This is a genomic window from Pseudomonas orientalis, assembly GCF_001439815.1.
Taxonomy (GTDB): Bacteria; Pseudomonadota; Gammaproteobacteria; order Pseudomonadales; family Pseudomonadaceae; genus Aquipseudomonas; species Aquipseudomonas orientalis.
Window position 1 is genome coordinate 274690 of the sequence record NZ_JYLM01000009.1, and the last position, 16837, is coordinate 291526.

Consider the following 16837-nt stretch of genomic DNA (forward strand, 5'->3'; position numbering starts at 1 on the left):
TTCGTCTCACTGCAGGCCGGAAAGGCCAAGGGCGGGGTCGATTCCATCGAGTGCGGCGGCCAGTGCCTTGGCCTTGTCGGCGATCTGCTTGCGCTGATCGGCCGTTACGCTGTCGTACGTGCTGTAGCGGCTGCCGACTTTGAAACCGGCCAGTTCGGCGTCGAACTGCGCCAGTGCGCTGTCGAGGGTCGGCAGCAGATCCGCCGCCGACTGGGTCAACAATGGGCGCATCAGGTCGACCACCTTGTGCGCCACTTGCAGGTTGGCGGCGAAACCGTTGAGGTCGATATGGCTGTAGCGTTCTTCTTCACCGCTGGCGGCGCGTACGTCGGCCAGGCTGTTGAGGTTGCGCACCACAATGCTCACCAGTTGCTCCGGCGGCAGGGACTGGGCCAACAGCTGATGCTTGAGCGTGGTGACGTCGTCGACCAAACGCTGCGCAACGGGCGCCAGGCCATCGAGGCTGCGCTGCTGGAACAGGCTGTATTCCAGGCGGTGGAAGCCGCTGAAGGCCGGGTCCTGCTCGCGTTTTTCGAAGTAGTCGGCGCGGGCGTTGATTGCGTTGTCCAGTTCGGCCAAGCGTTGCGAGGCCGGGGCCAGGCGTTGGTAGGCTTCGCGGGCCGGTACGTACAAGGCCTGGGCCTGGGCCAGATCGCCCGCATCAATCGCCTGCTGCAGCGCCGTCACAGCCTTGACCAGTGCACTGCCTTGGCCGCTCAGGTACACGCGGAACTCCGACAGCGGGCCGATAAACGCCACCAGCGACGGCTTGGCCCTGGCCTGGGCGTCGGACTCAGTCGTTGGCGTGACATGCAAGGTGCCGCGCGGGTTACTCAGCAGGCCGCAGGTGATGGCGTAGTCGCCGGGCAGCAGGTTGGCGTTGATCACCTGGCTCAGGCCGGGGGCAATATTTTCGCGCTCTTCGACCACCAGCACGCCGTCGAGGATTTCCCACTCCACTGCGCGATCGGAGCGGTTGATGATGCGAAAGCTCGCACGTCCGGCCGGCACTGTCAGTGCATTGGGCTCACAGGCGTGGCCGCGGATGGTCACCGCGATTTCATTGTGGTTGGCCTGGCGCTTGCCGGCGGCCAACTGCGAGGCGTAATAGAACAGGCCACCGGCGGCGATCATCACGATCACCGAGCCGGCGAGGGCCCAGCGCAGCGCGCGGGATGGCGGGGCCGGTTGAAGGGTCGGGCTGGACAAGAGGCGGTCCTTACTGGCTGGAAACGGAAGAGGGGCGGGCGACTGGCTTGGCCGACGGCGCGGGCAGGAAGAACATCACCAGGGCCACCATCAGGTAGATCAGATAGGCACCGAGCGTGCTCACCGTCGGTGCTTCCTGATACCCGAACATACCGGCGAGCACTGAGCCCAGCGGGCTGTCCATCGGCAGTGCGGCGCTGAAATCGAACAGCACGGTCTGCAGGTGATTCCACACGCCCGCTTCATGCAGGGCCTGCACCGAGTTGGCGAGGATGCCGGCCGCCACCACGAGAATGAACAGGCCGGTCCAGCGGAAAAACGCGCCGAGGTTCAGGCGCATGCTGCCGGAATAGATCAAAAAGCCCACGACAATCGCCAGGATCAGGCCAAGCAGGGCGCCCATTGGCGCGCCGGGGCCTTCGCTCTGCTGGAATACCGCGAGCAGGAAGAACACGGTTTCCAACCCTTCACGGGCCACGGCGAAAAACACCATGGCGATCAGCGCAAACACTTGATGCCGGGAGCCGGCCAAGGCGTGATCGAGGGACTCATGCAGCGAATGTTTGATCGAGCGCGCCACCTTGCGCATCCAGAACACCATGGAGCTGAGGATGCCCACCGCGACCAGTCCGACGATGCCTTCGAACAATTCCTGCTGTTTCTGCGGGAACTCGGCGCTGACCAGTTCCAGCCCACCGCCCACCAGCAGGGACAGGGCAGCGGCGAGAAATACGCCGATCCACACGGCGGGCATCCACTGGCCGCGCCCGGTCTGTTGCAGGTAACTGGCGATGATGCCAACGATCAACGCCGCTTCAATGCCTTCGCGCAGCATGATTAAAAAAGGAACGAGCATCGGGCACCAGGGCGTAACTAGATAGGAAGCTAAGTTGTAACATAATGATACTCATTGCTAAACAAGAAATATTGACCTTTGCTGAACCTGGGCTGAACGGTGGTGGCGAAGCGCAACCGCCCTTATCATGCAAGCCACCCGAACCGTAGCCGGATTGCCCAACAGCCCATGTCGGAAAAAGACACCATCTCCATCCACCTAGTGCGCGAAGCCTTGCTGCAGAGCTGCGCGCCGGGCGCGGCCACTGTTGAGGCGTTAAGCAAGGTCGGGATTGACCCGATGTTGCTCGAACAGCCCGGCGCACGCGTGGCCGCCACGGCCTATGCGCGTTTGTGGCGTCTGCTGGCGCGGCGCAGGGACGACGAATTTTTCGGCATGGACCCGCGCAAGCTCAAATCCGGCAGCCTGGCCTTTCTGTGTCGTGCCGCCCTGGCACAACCGAGCCTGATGACCGGCCTGGAAACCGCGCTGGATTTTCTGTCATTGATGCTTGAGCGACTGCCTGCCCAGTTGGTGCGCCAGCAAAGCCTGGCGGAAATCGTGTTGCTCGAACCTGAGCCTGAACCCAAGCGCGCGTTCACCTATTTCACCTATTGGATGATTGTCCACGGCGTCGCCTGCTGGCTGGCGGGGCGGCGCATCCCGATCCTGGCCATTGAACTGCGCTGCGCCCGCCCGGACTTTTGTGACGATTACCAGGTGATGTTTTCCGACAACCTGCGCTTTGAGCGACCACGCACCCGCATGATCTTTTCCGCCGAGTGCCTGGACCTGCCGATCAGGCGTACACCCCAGGAACTGCAACGCTTTCTCGGCCAGGCACCGGCCAATATCCTGGTCAAATACCGCGACCCGCAAAGCCTGGCCAGCCGCATCAAGCACGACCTGCGCCAAATGCCCCCGGACACCTGGCCGGAAACCGAAGGCCTGGCGGCCACCTTGTGCATTTCCGCCTCCACCTTGCGCCGCCGCCTGGCGGAAGAGGGGCAGACCTATCAGGGCCTCAAGGACAGCGTGCGCAAGGAACTGGCGATTGTGTGGCTGGCTGATCCGCAGATCAGCTTTGCCCAGATTGCCGAGCGGTTGGGGTTTGCTGATACGAGTTCGTTTTATAAAGCGTTTCGTAAATGGAGCGGGTCGAATCCGGGGCATTATCGGAGTTTGATTTTGAATGAAGCAACGCAAGATTAATGGCGCTGCTTGAAAGCGTTACGCAGTGAGTCTGTAGAATGCCAAAAGGTCTGCGCGATTCAAACCCTCTGTTTTTTTAAATGACTTCTCTGTCCGTTTAAGAATAATGTTGTGCTTACACCAAATAAACCCACAAAGCAGGTGGCAGCAACTATAACCAAAGTCAACGAGAAGCCATAAATATCCAGCAGCCCGCCAAAAACAGTATAGGAGATGCCGATGACAACTGAATTTATTAGGTTTGCGACAGATAGGCAGGACGCTCGGATATGTGAATCAACATTTTCATGAATATATGTTTCATAGGAAGTTTCATATATTGAAGGGAGCGACATGATAAGAAGGAAAGTTGCCACCGAAGTAACTGTTCCAATATTTAATGATAAAATACCTAGCAAAAAAGTAACCGCGGCGGTAGTGGTAAGAGCAATTATGCCGAGAGAAAATCTAGAACAAATAAAACCTGCGGCCATGAACATAACTGCCGATATGGCTTCAACGGCAGCATAAATGCCGGCAATAATAGGTATCTCTAAACCCTGCATGGCAAAAAACGGCTGGCCATAGATAAAAAGGGGAATCGTTGATAGTTCGAATAAAGCATATCCAATAAATAGAGGTATAAGAAGAGCCCCTTTTTTTGAGCGAAAAAAATTGACGAGCGATGTGAAAACGTTTTCTGTCGTGTTCTGGCCTACTCCATTTTCTTTATGGAGCGCCGGAGAGGTAGACGGAAGCCTCATTTCGGGAATGCACGTTACAATAAGTGCGCCGACAAACTTGGATATCGCAAAAAAAATATAAACGCTGTTCCATGAGAAACTATCTTGTAATACGCCACCAAGAAGCATGGATAAGCCTAATGAAACCGCACCGATAGCACGGGCACGTGACAATATTCTGGGATACTCTTCAGCTCGGTGTTCAGCCAGTAAGTTATCATACAATAATGCTCTGTCTGAACCGGAGCCCATCGCAATGCTGGCGCCGAATAGGCAAAAGATAATCGCAAAAGGAATAAAAGAGGAGAATAGCAAGAAACCAATACCGCTTATACATAACCCTAGAAAACCGGTTATAAGAGAAAACTTACGGCCATATCGATCTGCAAGTAAGCCAGATGGGATTTCTAATGCCACACAAGAAAAAAATAAAAAAGATTGGAGTGCACCTATCTCTCCTTGTGTGATGCCAAGTTGCAGCAAGTAAAGAACGAACAGGCTTCTTTGAACATCCATGTTTAGGAAAATAGACAAAGAATAATATAAATTGTCATTTTTGTTTTTTAAAAAACCTAATGCATTCATTTTATTTAAATGCCTGTTTCTTTGTGAGTTTAAAAGATCTGAAATCTAAGCTTAAAATGCATGCATCTATTTTTGAAGGTCCAATCTTTGCCAAATATTGAAAGGCTTCCCACGCCATGAGATTGGCGACAATCGAGTTTGTTATTCCATTGGATGGAAAGCGTGCAGGAATAATTATTTTTTTACAAACGGTGTGTACATCTCTAATCCAGTGTAGATATGCCTGGAATGAAGGTTTCTCTCTCAGAAGCGGTCCGAGTGTGCCGTTGTTAATACCAACGGCACCGAAAAGCGCTGAGGGACTGTGTGAATAAGTTTAGCATCCTTTGATTTTCGGAGAAGGCTTTCCTCCGGTTCCTTCTCTAATTCCAACACGACCCCCCCGTTGTACTAAGTAGATGAAGCAACTTGGCAGTATCAGAATTGTGAGGTTTGATATTTTTTATGCCATCCTCTGTGATCAATTTAAGTTGATTCTTATCACTAAGAGAGTAAAGACCATATGGGCAGTATTAGGCAAATGTACAGGTTGTGACTTTATGTATCAGGACATCTGCAAGAAGAGAAATGGCTGCAGTGTTAAAAAATACTTAATCCTGATCGCCAGGCCCAGTGCGGTATTAGGAAATTACTTACGAACGACTTCTTATTAGGCTTACAGACATAACGTTCAATATTTTAGGACGCTCCTAGCAAAAAAAAGCCCCGCGACCGAATGGATCGCAGGGCTAAAAATTGGCTGGATGCGACCAACCAAAGGAGCTCTTTACATCACTTGCTGCTGGCCACCACCGTGTCCGGCTGCCAGCCGCCACCCAACGCCTTGTAGATCGCCACTATCCCGCGATACAGATCCACTTCGGCCTGGGCCTGGGCGTCTTCGGCGGCCAGGCGTTCGCGCTGTGCGTCGAGCAGCACCAGGAAGTCCACGGTGCCTTCGCGGTAGCGGATCGCGGCGAGGTCGGCGGCGGCGCGGCTGGATTCGCTTTGGCGGATCAGCGAGACCAGGCGTTGCTGGCGCTTGCCGTAGTCGCTGAAGGCGTTCTCGGATTCTTCCAGGGCCAACAGCACTTGCTGTTCATAGGTTGCCAGGGCGCCGTCGGCCTCGGCATTCGCACCGCGCAAACGCGCACGCACGCTGCCCAGATCAAACGCGGCCCAGGTAATGCTCGGGCCCAGGGACCAGGCATTCGCCGCAGCCGAGCCAATCTGCGAGCCGCGCCCGGCGGTGAAGCCGAGGAAGCCACTGAGGCTGACCCGTGGGAACAGGTCGGCCTTGGCCACGCCAATCCGCGCGGTGGCGGCGGCCAGTTTGCGTTCGGCGCTGAGGATGTCCGGGCGTCGTTGCAGCAGTTGCCCCGGATCGCCAATCGGCAATGCCTTGGCAATCGCCGGCAGGTCTTTGGGGCTCAGGTCCACGCTCAGTTTGTCCGGGCGCTGGCCGAGGAGGGTGGCGATGCGGTTACGCTCGCGCACTTGTTCGGCCTGCAGTTGCGGCACGCTGGCTTCCACCGCCGCCAGGCGCGCATCGGCACGTTCCACGTCGAGCTGATCACCCACACCGGCATCGCGCAGGCTCACGGTGATGCTGCGCGAATCCTGCTGGTTCTTCAGGTTGTCCAGGGCGATGCGTTCTCGCAGCTGCGCGCCGCGCAGTTGGCCGTAGGCATCCACCAGTTCGGCAATCATGGTGACTTGCAGTTGGTACAGGTCGGCTTCGGCCACTTGCTGGTCGGCGTCGCTGGCTTCCAGGTTGCGGCGGATGCGCCCGAACAGGTCCACTTCCCAGGCCATGTCCAGGCCCAGGTCGTAGCGCTCGCTGTTGACACGCTTGGTGGTCTGCCCTGGAATCTGGCCTTTACCCACATCGCTGCTGGCGCGGGAGGTGACCACCGGCATGATGTCGTTGGCCGCATCGTCACGGATGGCCCGTGCCGCCCGCAGGCGGGCGAAGGCTACGCGCAGATCGCGGTTGCCGCTCAATGACTGGGTCACCAGCTGGTTAAGCGTCGGGTCCTCGAACTGCTGCCACCAGATGCCTTCGTATTTGGCGTGGTCGTAGCTTTTGGTGTCGGCGGCGGCCGTGATATTGGCCGCCTCCAGCTGTTGGGTCTTGTAGTCCGGGCCTACGGCACAGGCGGCGAGCGCCAGGACCAGCAGGCTCGGCAGGAATATTTTCACACTCATTGCTGTGTCTCCAGCTTCAGGGCCTTGGCCGCTTTGCGCGCTTGCTGGCGCTCCACATAGCGCCGGATCAGTACGTAGAACACCGGCGTCAGCAACAGACCGAAGAAGGTCACCCCGATCATCCCGGAGAACACCGCCACGCCCATGGCATGGCGCATCTCGGCACCGGCACCGCTGGACAGCACCAGCGGCACCACACCCATGATGAACGCGAACGAGGTCATCAGGATCGGCCGCAGACGCAAGCGGCAGGCTTCCAGTACCGCAGCCAGCGGGTCGAGGCCTTCCTGCTGTTTATCCTTGGCGAACTCGACGATCAGGATCGCGTTCTTGCAGGCCAGGCCCACCAGTACGATCAGGCCGATCTGGGTGAAGATGTTGTTGTCGCCGCCCGAGATGATCACCCCAGTGATGGCCGACAGCAGCGTCATCGGTACGATCAGGATCACCGCCAGCGGCAGGCTCCAGCTTTCGTATTGGGCGGCCAGTACCAGGAACGCCAGCAGCACGCAGAGCGGGAACACGAACAGCGCGGTATTGCCCGAGAGGATTTGCTGATAGGTCAGGTCGGTCCACTCATAGGTCATGCCGTTGGGCAGTTCATCTTTCAACAGCTTTTCAATGGCTATCTGGGCCTGGCCGGAGCTGTAGCCCGGTGCGGCGTTGCCGTTGATTTCAGCGGTGATAAAACCGTTGTAGTGCATTACGCGGTCGGGGCCCGAGGTGTCGCTGACCTTGATGAAGGTCGCCAGCGGGATCATCTCGCCCTTGTTGTTACGCACTTTCAACTGGCCGATCTGGTCGGCGTCCTGGCGGAACTGTTGCTCGGCCTGCACGTTGACCTGGTAGGTGCGTCCGAAGCGGTTGAAGTCGTTGGCATACAACGAGCCCAGGTAGACCTGCAGCGTGTCGAAGATGTCGCTGATCGCCACGCCATGGGTCTTGGCCTTTTCACGGTCGATGGCCGCGTCGACTTGCGGCACGTTCACCGTGTAGCTGGTGAACAGGCCGAACAGCTCGGGCACGTTGTGGCTCTTGGCGATGACGTTCTGCACTTCTTTGTACAGCTCGTCATAGCCGAGGTTGCCACGGTCTTCGATCTGCAGGCGGAACCCGCCGATGGTGCCCAGGCCTTGTACCGGCGGCGGCGGAAAGATCGCCATGTAGGCTTCTTCGATATTGGCGTATTGGCCGTTCAGTGCACCGGCAATCGCACCGGCGGACATGCTCGCGTCCTTGCGCTCGTCGAAGGGTTTCAAGGTCACGAACACGATGCCGCTGTTGGGGCTGTTGGTGAAACCGTTGATCGACAGGCCGGGGAAGGCAATCGCGGCTTCCACACCGGGTTGCTTCAGGGCGATTTCCGACATGCGCTTCATCACGCTTTCGGTGCGGTCCAGGCTCGCAGCGTCAGGCAATTGGGCGAAGGCCACCAGGTATTGCTTGTCCTGGGCCGGCACGAAACCGGTCGGGGTGTGGGCAAAGCCGAAGAACGTCAGCACCATCAGGCCGGCGTAGACGAACAGGGCAATGCCGCTACCGCGAATCACCCGGCGTACGGTCCCCACGTAGCCATGGCTGGCCTTTTCGAAAAATCGGTTGAACGGACGGAACAACCAGCCACCGAAAATCTTGTCGAGGAACCGGGAGAAACGATCCTTCGGCGCATCGTGGGCACGCAGCAGCACGGCGGCCAGGGCAGGGGACAGCGTCAGCGAGTTGAACGCCGAGATCACCGTGGAGATGGCAATGGTCAAGGCGAACTGTTTGTAGAACTGTCCGGTCAAGCCGCTGATGAAGGCGGCCGGGATGAACACCGCGCACAGCACCAGCGCCGTGGCGATGATCGGGCCAGTCACTTCGCTCATGGCCTTTTCAGTGGCCGGGAACGGCTCCAGCCCCAATTCGATATTGCGCTCGACGTTCTCCACCACCACGATGGCGTCGTCCACCACGATGCCGATGGCGAGTACCAGGCCGAACAAGGACAGCGCGTTGAGCGAGAAGCCGAACAGGTGCATCACCGCAAACGTACCGATCAAGGAGACCGGCACCGCCACCAGGGGAATGATCGAGGCGCGCCAGGTCTGCAGGAACAGGATCACCACCAGCACCACCAGGATCAGTGCTTCGAACAGCGTGTGCACCACCGCTTCGATGGAACCGCGTACAAAGATGGTCGGGTCATAGGCGATGCGGTAGTCCATCCCCGCCGGAAAGCTCTTTTTCAGCTCGGCCATTTTGGCGCGCACATCGTTGGAGATGTCGATGGCGTTGGAGCCGGGACGCTGGAAGATCGGAATCGCCACGGCCGGTTGGTTATCGATCAACGAGCGCAGCGCGTATTGGCTGGAGCCCAGCTCGACGCGGGCGATGTCCTTGAGGCGCGTGATTTCACCGTTGGCGCCGGCGCGAATCACGATGTTCTCGAACTCTTCTTCGGTGACCAGGCGGCCCTGGGTATTGACCGACAACTGGAAGCTGGTGTCACTCGGCGCAGGCTGGGCGCCCAGGGCACCGGCGGCCACCTGACGGTTCTGCTCGCGGATCGCCGTGACCACATCGGTCGCGGTCAGGTTGCGCGAAGCGGTCTTGTTCGGGTCGAGCCACACGCGCAGGGAATAGTCGCCCATGCCGAACAACTGCACGTCGCCGACGCCGCCCAGGCGGGCCAGCTCATCCTTGATATTGAGGATCGCGTAGTTGGACAGATACAGCATGTCGTAACGCTGATCCGGGGAGGTCAAGTGCACCACCATGGTCAGGTCGGGGGAGGCCTTGTCCACGGTGATACCGATGCGGGTCACTTCCTCGGGCAGTTTTGGCTGAGTCCGCGTCACGCGGTTTTGCACCTGCACCTGCGCGTTGTCAAGGTCAGTGCCCAGGGCGAAGGTGATGGTCAGGGTCAGCTTGCCGTCGGCAGTGGATTGCGAGGACATGTACAGCATGTTCTCGACGCCGGTGATGGCCTGCTCCAGCGGCGCGGCCACGGTTTCGCCGATGACTTTGGGGTTGGCGCCGGGGAAGTTGGCGCGTACCACCACGGTCGGCGGCACCACTTCCGGGTATTCACTGATCGGCAGTTGGAACAGCGAGATTGCGCCGGCGATCAGGATCAACAGCGACAGCACCGCTGCGAAGATCGGCCGCGAAATGAAGAACTTGGAAAAATTCATCTTGAGTCGTATCCCTTAACCGCGTGGAGTCGCGACGCTTGCGAGCTTGGGCGCGGGTTTTTCCGGCGCCACTTGCTCCAGGTTGCTGGCTTCAAGCGCTTGTCGTTGTTGGGCCAGGGCGGCGAGGGTTTCCTGGCTGGCCATCGGAATGGTTTCCGGCGCCACCGGCGAGCCCGGGCGCACGCGCTGCAGGCCCTTGACGATAATGGTGTCGTCCTTGTTCAAGCCGCTGCGCACGATGCGCAAGCCTTCGATCTTCGGGCCCAGTTCCACGGCGCGATAGGCCGGCTTGTCGCCTTCCATCACCAGCACGAACTTCTTGCCCAGGTCGGTGCCCACGGCTTCGTCGTTGATCAGCACGGCGGAGTAGGTGCCGCTGCCTACCAGTTTCAGGCGTGCATACAGGCCAGGGGTGTATTCGCCCTTGCTGTTGTCGAACACCGCGCGGCCACGGATGGTGCCGGTGGCCGGGTTGACCTGGTTGTCGACGAAGTTCATCTGGCCCAGGTGCGGGTTGCCGGTTTCGTTCGACAGGCCCAGGTACACCGGCGTGGTCGCGCCGCGACGGCCTTGGCGGGCCAACTCGGTGTACTTGAGGAACACACGCTCATCGGCATCGAAGTAGGCGTAGACCTTGTCGGTGGAGACCACGCTGGTCAGCGCGGTGGTATCGGCGGTCACCAGGTTGCCGGCGGTGATTTCGGCACGGCTGACGCGGCCGCTGATGGGCGATGTCACGCGGGTAAAACTCAGGTTCAACTTGGCCAGGTCCAACTGCGCCTGGATCCCGGCCATGGCGGCACGGGCTTCCTGGGCGGCGGTGGCGCGCGAGTCGGCCAGCTCGGCGGAGATCGCATTGCTCTGGCGCAGGCGTTCGCCGCGCTGTGCTTCGTTTTCGCTGCGGGTGGCGGCGGCCTTGGTCTGAGCAAGCTGCGCTTCAAGGCGGCGCACTTCGGCCTGGAACGGGCGCGGGTCGATCTGGAACAGCAGGTCGCCTTTCTTGACCAAAGCGCCTTCGGTGAAAGCGACTTGGTCAATCTGGCCAGAAACCCGCGGACGAATCTGTACGGTTTCCGGAGCTTCCAGGCGCCCGGTGAATTCATCCCACTCGTTGACCGGTTGCTCCAGCACCTTGGCCACGCTGACTTTGGCAGCAGGCATGGCGGCCGCTTGTTCCGGGGTTTTACCGCACGCGCTCATCACCACCACGGCCAATATCGCCAGGGGCAAGCGCAAATGTTTGAGTGACTGTTCCATGAGGTGCATCCGCCAATGTATTTGAGATGGGCGGATCATGCGCGGGGAGGCGGTATGTCACGAATCGAATGAAGCAAAGGTAACTATCATTCGGAATGATATAAGCGGCGCGGACAGCCCCCTAGTCTGCAGCTTTAGTTAGGGAGCTATCAATTTGGTTGATGGCAAAACACTGTTGTTGCTGACGTGTTTAAACTCACCGGTGTTGTCCCTGCCACGCAGGCCGGGACAATCGGCTTCACGGCTGAGGCTGAGCGGGCTCACCGCTCAATGCATCGACCATGGGTGGGTGTTCCTGCACCGCCTGGCGCAGATCCTCGGTGACCCGCAGTTCAGCGCCAGTCGGCGAGAACGTTGCCGCTGCCGCAAACGGCGCGGGATTGGCCGGGACGGGACGCTTGCCGCGGCGCCACAGGAAGAAGGTGACCATGCACAGATTCACCAGCGCAAATACCCAGAACAGGCCGTTGGCGCCGAACGAATTCATCACCGGCGAGATCATCATCGGGCTGATGGCCGAGCCCAGCGAGTTGATCAGCAACAGGCCCTGGATCATCGGCACCAGCGCGTCGGCAGGGGCGCGGTCGGCGGCATGGCTGACGGCGACCGGGTACAGTGCGAACACCGCGCCGCCGAGCAGGAACAGCAGCGCCGCCAGCAGCATCGAAGACAGGGGCAGCAGTACGATCAGCAGTGACAACGCGCTGCATGCCACCGCCAGAATGGTCAGTACCTGCAAGCGATCCTTGTGATCGGACCAGCGACCGACCGGGTATTGCAGGAGCATGGCGCCGAGGATCGTCCAGGCCATCATGCTGCCGACTTCGCCGACATTCAGGCCGGCGCGTTGCAGGTACAGCGGCAGCAAGGTGTAGATCGCCGCAATGCTGACCCCCGAGCCGAAACAGCCGACCAGCCCGGTCGGCGTCACGCCCAGCAGTTGCCGTGGCTTGAGCGGCTCAACCTGATCCAGCAAGGGCGATACCCGTGGCAGGATCACAATCGGCAGCACCGACAACGAGGCGAGCATGCCGGCCACCATGAACGGTGCGCTCTCGCTCAGGCCGGCGATTCTGCCCAGCGCCGCCTGGCCCAGCACGCCTGCGCCATACAAAACGATCATGTACAGCGCGAGCAAACGCCCGCGAATCTTGGCATCGCCGGCCAGCAGCAACCAGCTTTCGATCACCAGAAACACCCCGACCGTGGCCCAGCCGTTGACCAGGCGCAGCGCGAACCAGCCCCAGGTGTCGTAGAACAGGCCCTGGAGCAGGATGGTCACCGCGATCAACGAGGCAAAGCTGCCGTAGGCGCGGATATGCCCGATGCGCAGAATCAGCCGGTCATTGAAGACGGCGCCCAGCGTCAGGCCGATGAAATAGGCCGATGACACGATCCCGATCATCGTGGCCGATGCGCCAGCCGCGTCGAGTCGAAGGGTGGTCAGGGATGAAAGAAAGCCGTTGCCCAGCGCAACAATGAACAGCCCCAGCAGGGGCGCCAGCGCCATGGCCAGCAAACGCGCAGACATAAAGACCTCAAGAAAATCGGACAGCGAAACAGGCGCTCGCCTGGAAGCGAGCGCGGATTCTACGGCGTGTACGGGATTTTCCAAGGGCTGTCTGCTGCGACGTTAGGCCGCAGGCGCAGCGGGGTTGATCACATAACAAAAGGTCCTCGTCTATGGCCCTTTCTGGCCGTGTTGCCGGTGATAGCCAGGAACGGGCTGAAAATTTGCGGGTTGATCATTCCAATGAAATTTTTCAGGATGGAATGCAGACTCAGGCTTACACTCAGGTGACAGCCAAGACGTCGATGGCAGACGCGTATCAGCACAGGTGCACAGAGGACGAAGTATGTTGAAGGTGGAGGGGGTGCCCAAAGACATAGGGGTACCGAGTGAGTACGAGAGCCTGATCGCCATGGGGACCCACGCGCTCAATGCCATTCCGGGGGCCATTTATCTTTGCGACCGCGAAGGGTGGCTCGTCAGGTTCAACAGCGAGGCGGTCAATCTGTGGGGAAGAACACCTGCCCTGGGTGAGCATGGCGACCGCTTTTGCGGCTCTTATCGGCTCTACACCACAGGCGGCACGCCGTTAGCCGTTGACGAATGCCCGATGGCCTCCACGCTCAAGGCGGGCCTGTGGGCGCGTAACCAGGAAGTCTTGATTGAGCGCCCGGATGGCTCGCGGTTCGTGGCGCTGATGAATATCCGCACGCTCAGAGACCAGCACGGAGAAATCCAGGGCGCGATCAATTGCTTTCAGGACGTCTCGCTGCACCACGCCATCGCCGAAGAGTTGCGACGCAAGAGCTCCGATCTCGAAGACTTTTTCGAAAACAGCGCCGTGGGCCTGCATATCGTCAGCGGCGAGGGCATTATCCTGCGGGCCAACAAAGCGGAGTTGGCGCTGCTGGGCTATTGCGCAGACGAGTACATCGGTCGTCACATCAACGAATTTCATGTGGATGAGCCGGTTATCGGCGACATCCTCAACAAGCTCGGCAGCGGTGATTGCCTCAACAGTTACCCGGCGCGTCTGCGCGCCAGGGACGGCAGCATCAAACACGTAGCGATCACCTCCAATGGGCGATTTGAGGACGGCAAATTCTTCAACACGCGTTGCTTCACTATTGATGTGACCCGCGTGCATGCCGCCGAAACCGAGCGCCAGGAGAGCGAGCGGCACATGCGCAATCTGCTGGAGGCGCTGCCGGCGGCCGTCTACACCACCGACGCCGAGGGGCGCATCACGTTCTATAACCGTGCGGCAGTCGAGTTGTCGGGGCGCACGCCGCAATTGGGCGACCAGTGGTGCGTCACCTGGAAACTGTTCAACACCGATGGCTCCTATCTGCCTCACGACCAGTGCCCGATGGCCGTGGCGCTCAAGGAAAACCGGTCCATACGGGGCGTCGAGGCGATTGCGGAGCGTCCGGATGGCACCCGCGTGCCCTTTGCGCCTTACCCGACCCCGCTGCACGATGGAAACGGAAACCTGATCGGCGCCATCAACATGCTCGTGGATATCACCGAGCGAAAGCAGGCGGAAGACCGGCAGAAAAACCTGATTGACGAGCTTAACCATCGGGTCAAGAACACCCTGGCGACGGTCCAGTCCCTGGCGGCGCAGACGGCGCGCAATGCGCTGGATGCCAAGGACGGGTATACCCGCTTCGAAGGCCGGCTGCTTGCGTTGTCGCGCGCCCACGACCTGCTGACGAAGCGGCATTGGGGGCTTACTCCGCTGGGCGTGCTGGCCCATGAGGTGTTGATGCCGGTATTGGGCGCCGAGCCCGGCCGCATCAGGATCACCGGTGATGCCATCGAGGTTGATACCCGCGTTGCCTTGAGCCTCACCATGACCCTCAATGAATTGGCAATCAACGCGCTTAAATATGGCGCGATGTTCACCGAGACGGGGACTCTGTCCGTGGACTGGAGCGTGCAACCCCAGCCGAACGGAGCGCTGCTGACCCTGGACTGGCGCGAACAGGGCGGCCCCCCGGTGTCGACGCCTGCGCGCGAAGGGCTGGGCTCGCGGTTGATGAAGCGTTGCATCGAGCGCGATCTGGGCGGCTCTTTTGAACTCGATTTCGCCCCTGAGGGCGTTCACTGTCGCTTCTCGTTCATGGTCGCCGAGAACAAGGCATGACCGCGTTCACTGGGATCAGGGTGCTCCTGGTTGAAGACGAGGGCGCCATTGCGATGCTGATCGAGGAAATGCTCGAAGACCTGGGCTGCACGGTGGTCGCCTCCGTGGCCCACCTTGCGAAAGCGCTGCAAGTGGCCGATGTGGTGGAGGTAGACGTGGCGATCCTGGACGTGAACCTGGCGGGAGAGCGCGTTTTTCCGGCCGCCAGGATTCTGCGCTCACGCAATATTCCCTTTCTGTTCAGCACGGGCTATGGCGTCAGCGGCCTGCCCGAAGAGTTCGCCGACTGCCCGGTGCTGCATAAGCCATTTGCCGAGAGCGATCTTCTGCTGAAAGTTGCACTGACGCTCAAACGCTAGGCGGTAAAAACCTGTGGCGGCCTGTCCCGGCTGAAACCCAGCAAATTTTTTCCACTGCATCCCCTCCCGCAAAGCTTGCGTCCGGTCGAGCAAAGGCCCCGGCAGGCCTGCGCCTTGATAATCCCCGCATTCAACCCCACCGCAGCAACGAGCACCGCGTCCCGCCATGAACCTGCGCACCTTCATCCGTAGCCACTGCCTTGACTGCGCCTTCGCTGCGAAGGCACTGACCCGACTGCATAAGTCGCTCTCTTTCCTGGCCATGCACCTGGCCCGGCGAGGCTTCGACTCCACGTCCTGTCCGGCCACCCGTGACGAGGCCGCACTCGACCGTCGCATCAGTACGCTGTGCCCGGAGCTGGCCGCCAGTGTGTTCAGCCACGCCCGCGACGGCATCATCCTGGTCGACCCGTTCGGCCGCGTCATCGCCGTGAACGAGGCCTTCAGCCGGCTCACCGGCTACGGGCGCGACGAAGTGCTGGGGCGAGCGTTGAACTCCCATCGCATGGTGCGTCGGCTGACGGCATTTTACGCGCCGATGAAGAATGCGCTGGATTTCCACGGACATTGGTCCGGTGAGGTCCAGAGCAGCCACAAGGATGGACGTCAGATGACCTCGCGCATCAGCGTCAGTGCGGTGCATGACCGTCACGGCAACGTTCAGCACTATGTGGTGCTGTTCAGCGACATGACGCAGATGAAGCAGCGCCTGCGGTTGCTGGAACGTGATGCCCGGTACGACGCGCTCACGCAACTGCCCAATCGGTTGCTGTTGGCCGAGCGGATGCGCCAGGCGCTGGGCAAGGCAAAGATTGAACAGCAGAAAGTGGCGATTGCGTTTATCGACCTTGATGGGTTCAAGGCGCTTAACGACAGTTACGGCCATGATTGGGGGGATCGGGTGTTGCAGATTGTCGCGGCGCGGATCAACGCGACGTTGCGTGAAGGCGATACCCTGGCGCGGCTCGGTGGCGATGAGTTTGTAGCGGGGCTGGTGGGGTTGCAGGCAGTGGAAGACAGCGAGCCTTTGCTCCAGCGCATGTTGCAGGCGGCCAATGCGCCTATTCTGATTGGCACGCAGACGGTGGAGATTGCCGCGAGTATCGGCGTGGCGTTTTATCCGGAGCATGGGGCGCAGGTCGATGGGCTGATCAGCAAGGCGGATCAGGCGATGTACCTGTCGAAAAAGGCCGGCGGTAACCGTTTGGCGTTTTGCCCGGTGCGGTGTGTTTCGGCTATCGGGACATAGATATCTACATAACTTTGGCGTGACGCCGAGCTTGCTCCCCGTTGGGCCAGCGTGGTTAACGGGACGCCTAAGATCAAAAGCAAAAGCGCGGCGGCCTTGGAGCCGACCGGCATCTTGTGCCGATCCCGGTCCAAATGTGGGAGGGGGCTTGCCCCCGATGGCGGCCTCAGGACCGACCAGAATGTTGGATCAGGCCGAGTACATATCCGTTGCTGCGGTAACGGCTGCTTAGGGTTCCGCTTTTACAGCGGCTCACTTTTGAAAAGCCGGAATGCCGGCCCAGTCAAAAGTAAGCAAAACGCTCTTGCCCCACCACTCGGCACCTCGCTTGGGCTCGGTGTGCCCGAACGCAGGCTTGAATCCGTGGGCCGCCGCAATGGGCCATCC

Annotated in this window: 11 protein-coding genes; 4 read left to right on the forward strand and 7 right to left on the reverse strand. The window is 59.7% G+C overall.

Annotated features, from left to right (window positions below; translation table 11 throughout):
* Nucleotides 1-6: 6 nt before the first annotated feature.
* Both efeO and efeU read right to left on the reverse strand, forming a co-directional pair.
* Nucleotides 7-1209: an iron uptake system protein EfeO gene (gene efeO / locus TU82_RS21735; RefSeq protein ID WP_057725277.1), complete on the reverse strand. Its 1203-nt coding sequence runs from the start codon at nt 1207-1209 to the stop codon at nt 7-9.
* Nucleotides 1210-1219: 10 nt separating this feature from the next.
* Entirely contained in the window at nt 1220-2065 is an 846-nt protein-coding gene (gene efeU / locus TU82_RS21740; protein WP_057725278.1) for an iron uptake transporter permease EfeU, read from the reverse strand.
* 168 nt (nt 2066-2233) lie between these two features.
* Between efeU and TU82_RS21745 the strand changes: the two genes are divergently transcribed.
* Nucleotides 2234-3256 (forward strand): AraC family transcriptional regulator, encoded by a 1023-nt coding sequence (locus TU82_RS21745; RefSeq protein ID WP_057725279.1) that lies wholly within the window; start codon nt 2234-2236, stop codon nt 3254-3256.
* A gap of 59 nt (nt 3257-3315) precedes the next feature.
* On the opposite strand, the gene TU82_RS28190 is transcribed toward TU82_RS21745, so the two are convergent.
* The 5 genes from TU82_RS28190 to TU82_RS21765 form a co-directional block, all read right to left on the reverse strand.
* Nucleotides 3316-4563, reverse strand: a complete 1248-nt coding sequence (locus TU82_RS28190; RefSeq protein WP_082632056.1) for an MFS transporter — start codon at nt 4561-4563, stop codon at nt 3316-3318.
* 771 nt (nt 4564-5334) lie between these two features.
* A complete protein-coding gene (locus TU82_RS21750; protein ID WP_057725280.1) occupies nt 5335-6750 on the reverse strand; it encodes an efflux transporter outer membrane subunit in 1416 nt (471 codons plus the stop codon).
* Nucleotides 6747-9926, reverse strand: coding sequence for an efflux RND transporter permease subunit (locus TU82_RS21755; RefSeq protein WP_057725281.1), 3180 nt, complete (start codon nt 9924-9926; stop codon nt 6747-6749). Before TU82_RS21755 ends, TU82_RS21750 begins: the two co-directional genes overlap by 4 nt.
* Nucleotides 9927-9941: 15 nt before the next feature.
* Nucleotides 9942-11183 (reverse strand): multidrug efflux RND transporter periplasmic adaptor subunit MexE, encoded by a 1242-nt coding sequence (gene mexE / locus TU82_RS21760; RefSeq protein ID WP_057725292.1) that lies wholly within the window; start codon nt 11181-11183, stop codon nt 9942-9944.
* 238 nt (nt 11184-11421) lie between these two features.
* Nucleotides 11422-12714: an MFS transporter gene (locus tag TU82_RS21765; protein WP_057725282.1), complete on the reverse strand. Its 1293-nt coding sequence runs from the start codon at nt 12712-12714 to the stop codon at nt 11422-11424.
* Between the two features lie 325 nt (nt 12715-13039).
* Between TU82_RS21765 and TU82_RS21770 the strand changes: the two genes are divergently transcribed.
* The 3 genes from TU82_RS21770 (at nt 13040) to TU82_RS21780 (ending at nt 16450) form a co-directional block, all read left to right on the forward strand.
* Nucleotides 13040-14842, forward strand: a complete 1803-nt coding sequence (locus TU82_RS21770; RefSeq protein WP_057725283.1) for a PAS domain S-box protein — start codon at nt 13040-13042, stop codon at nt 14840-14842.
* Nucleotides 14839-15201 (forward strand): response regulator, encoded by a 363-nt coding sequence (locus TU82_RS21775; protein WP_057725284.1) that lies wholly within the window; start codon nt 14839-14841, stop codon nt 15199-15201. Before TU82_RS21770 ends, TU82_RS21775 begins: the two co-directional genes overlap by 4 nt.
* A gap of 166 nt (nt 15202-15367) precedes the next feature.
* Nucleotides 15368-16450: a sensor domain-containing diguanylate cyclase gene (locus TU82_RS21780; RefSeq protein WP_057725285.1), complete on the forward strand. Its 1083-nt coding sequence runs from the start codon at nt 15368-15370 to the stop codon at nt 16448-16450.
* Nucleotides 16451-16837: the final 387 nt, after the last annotated feature.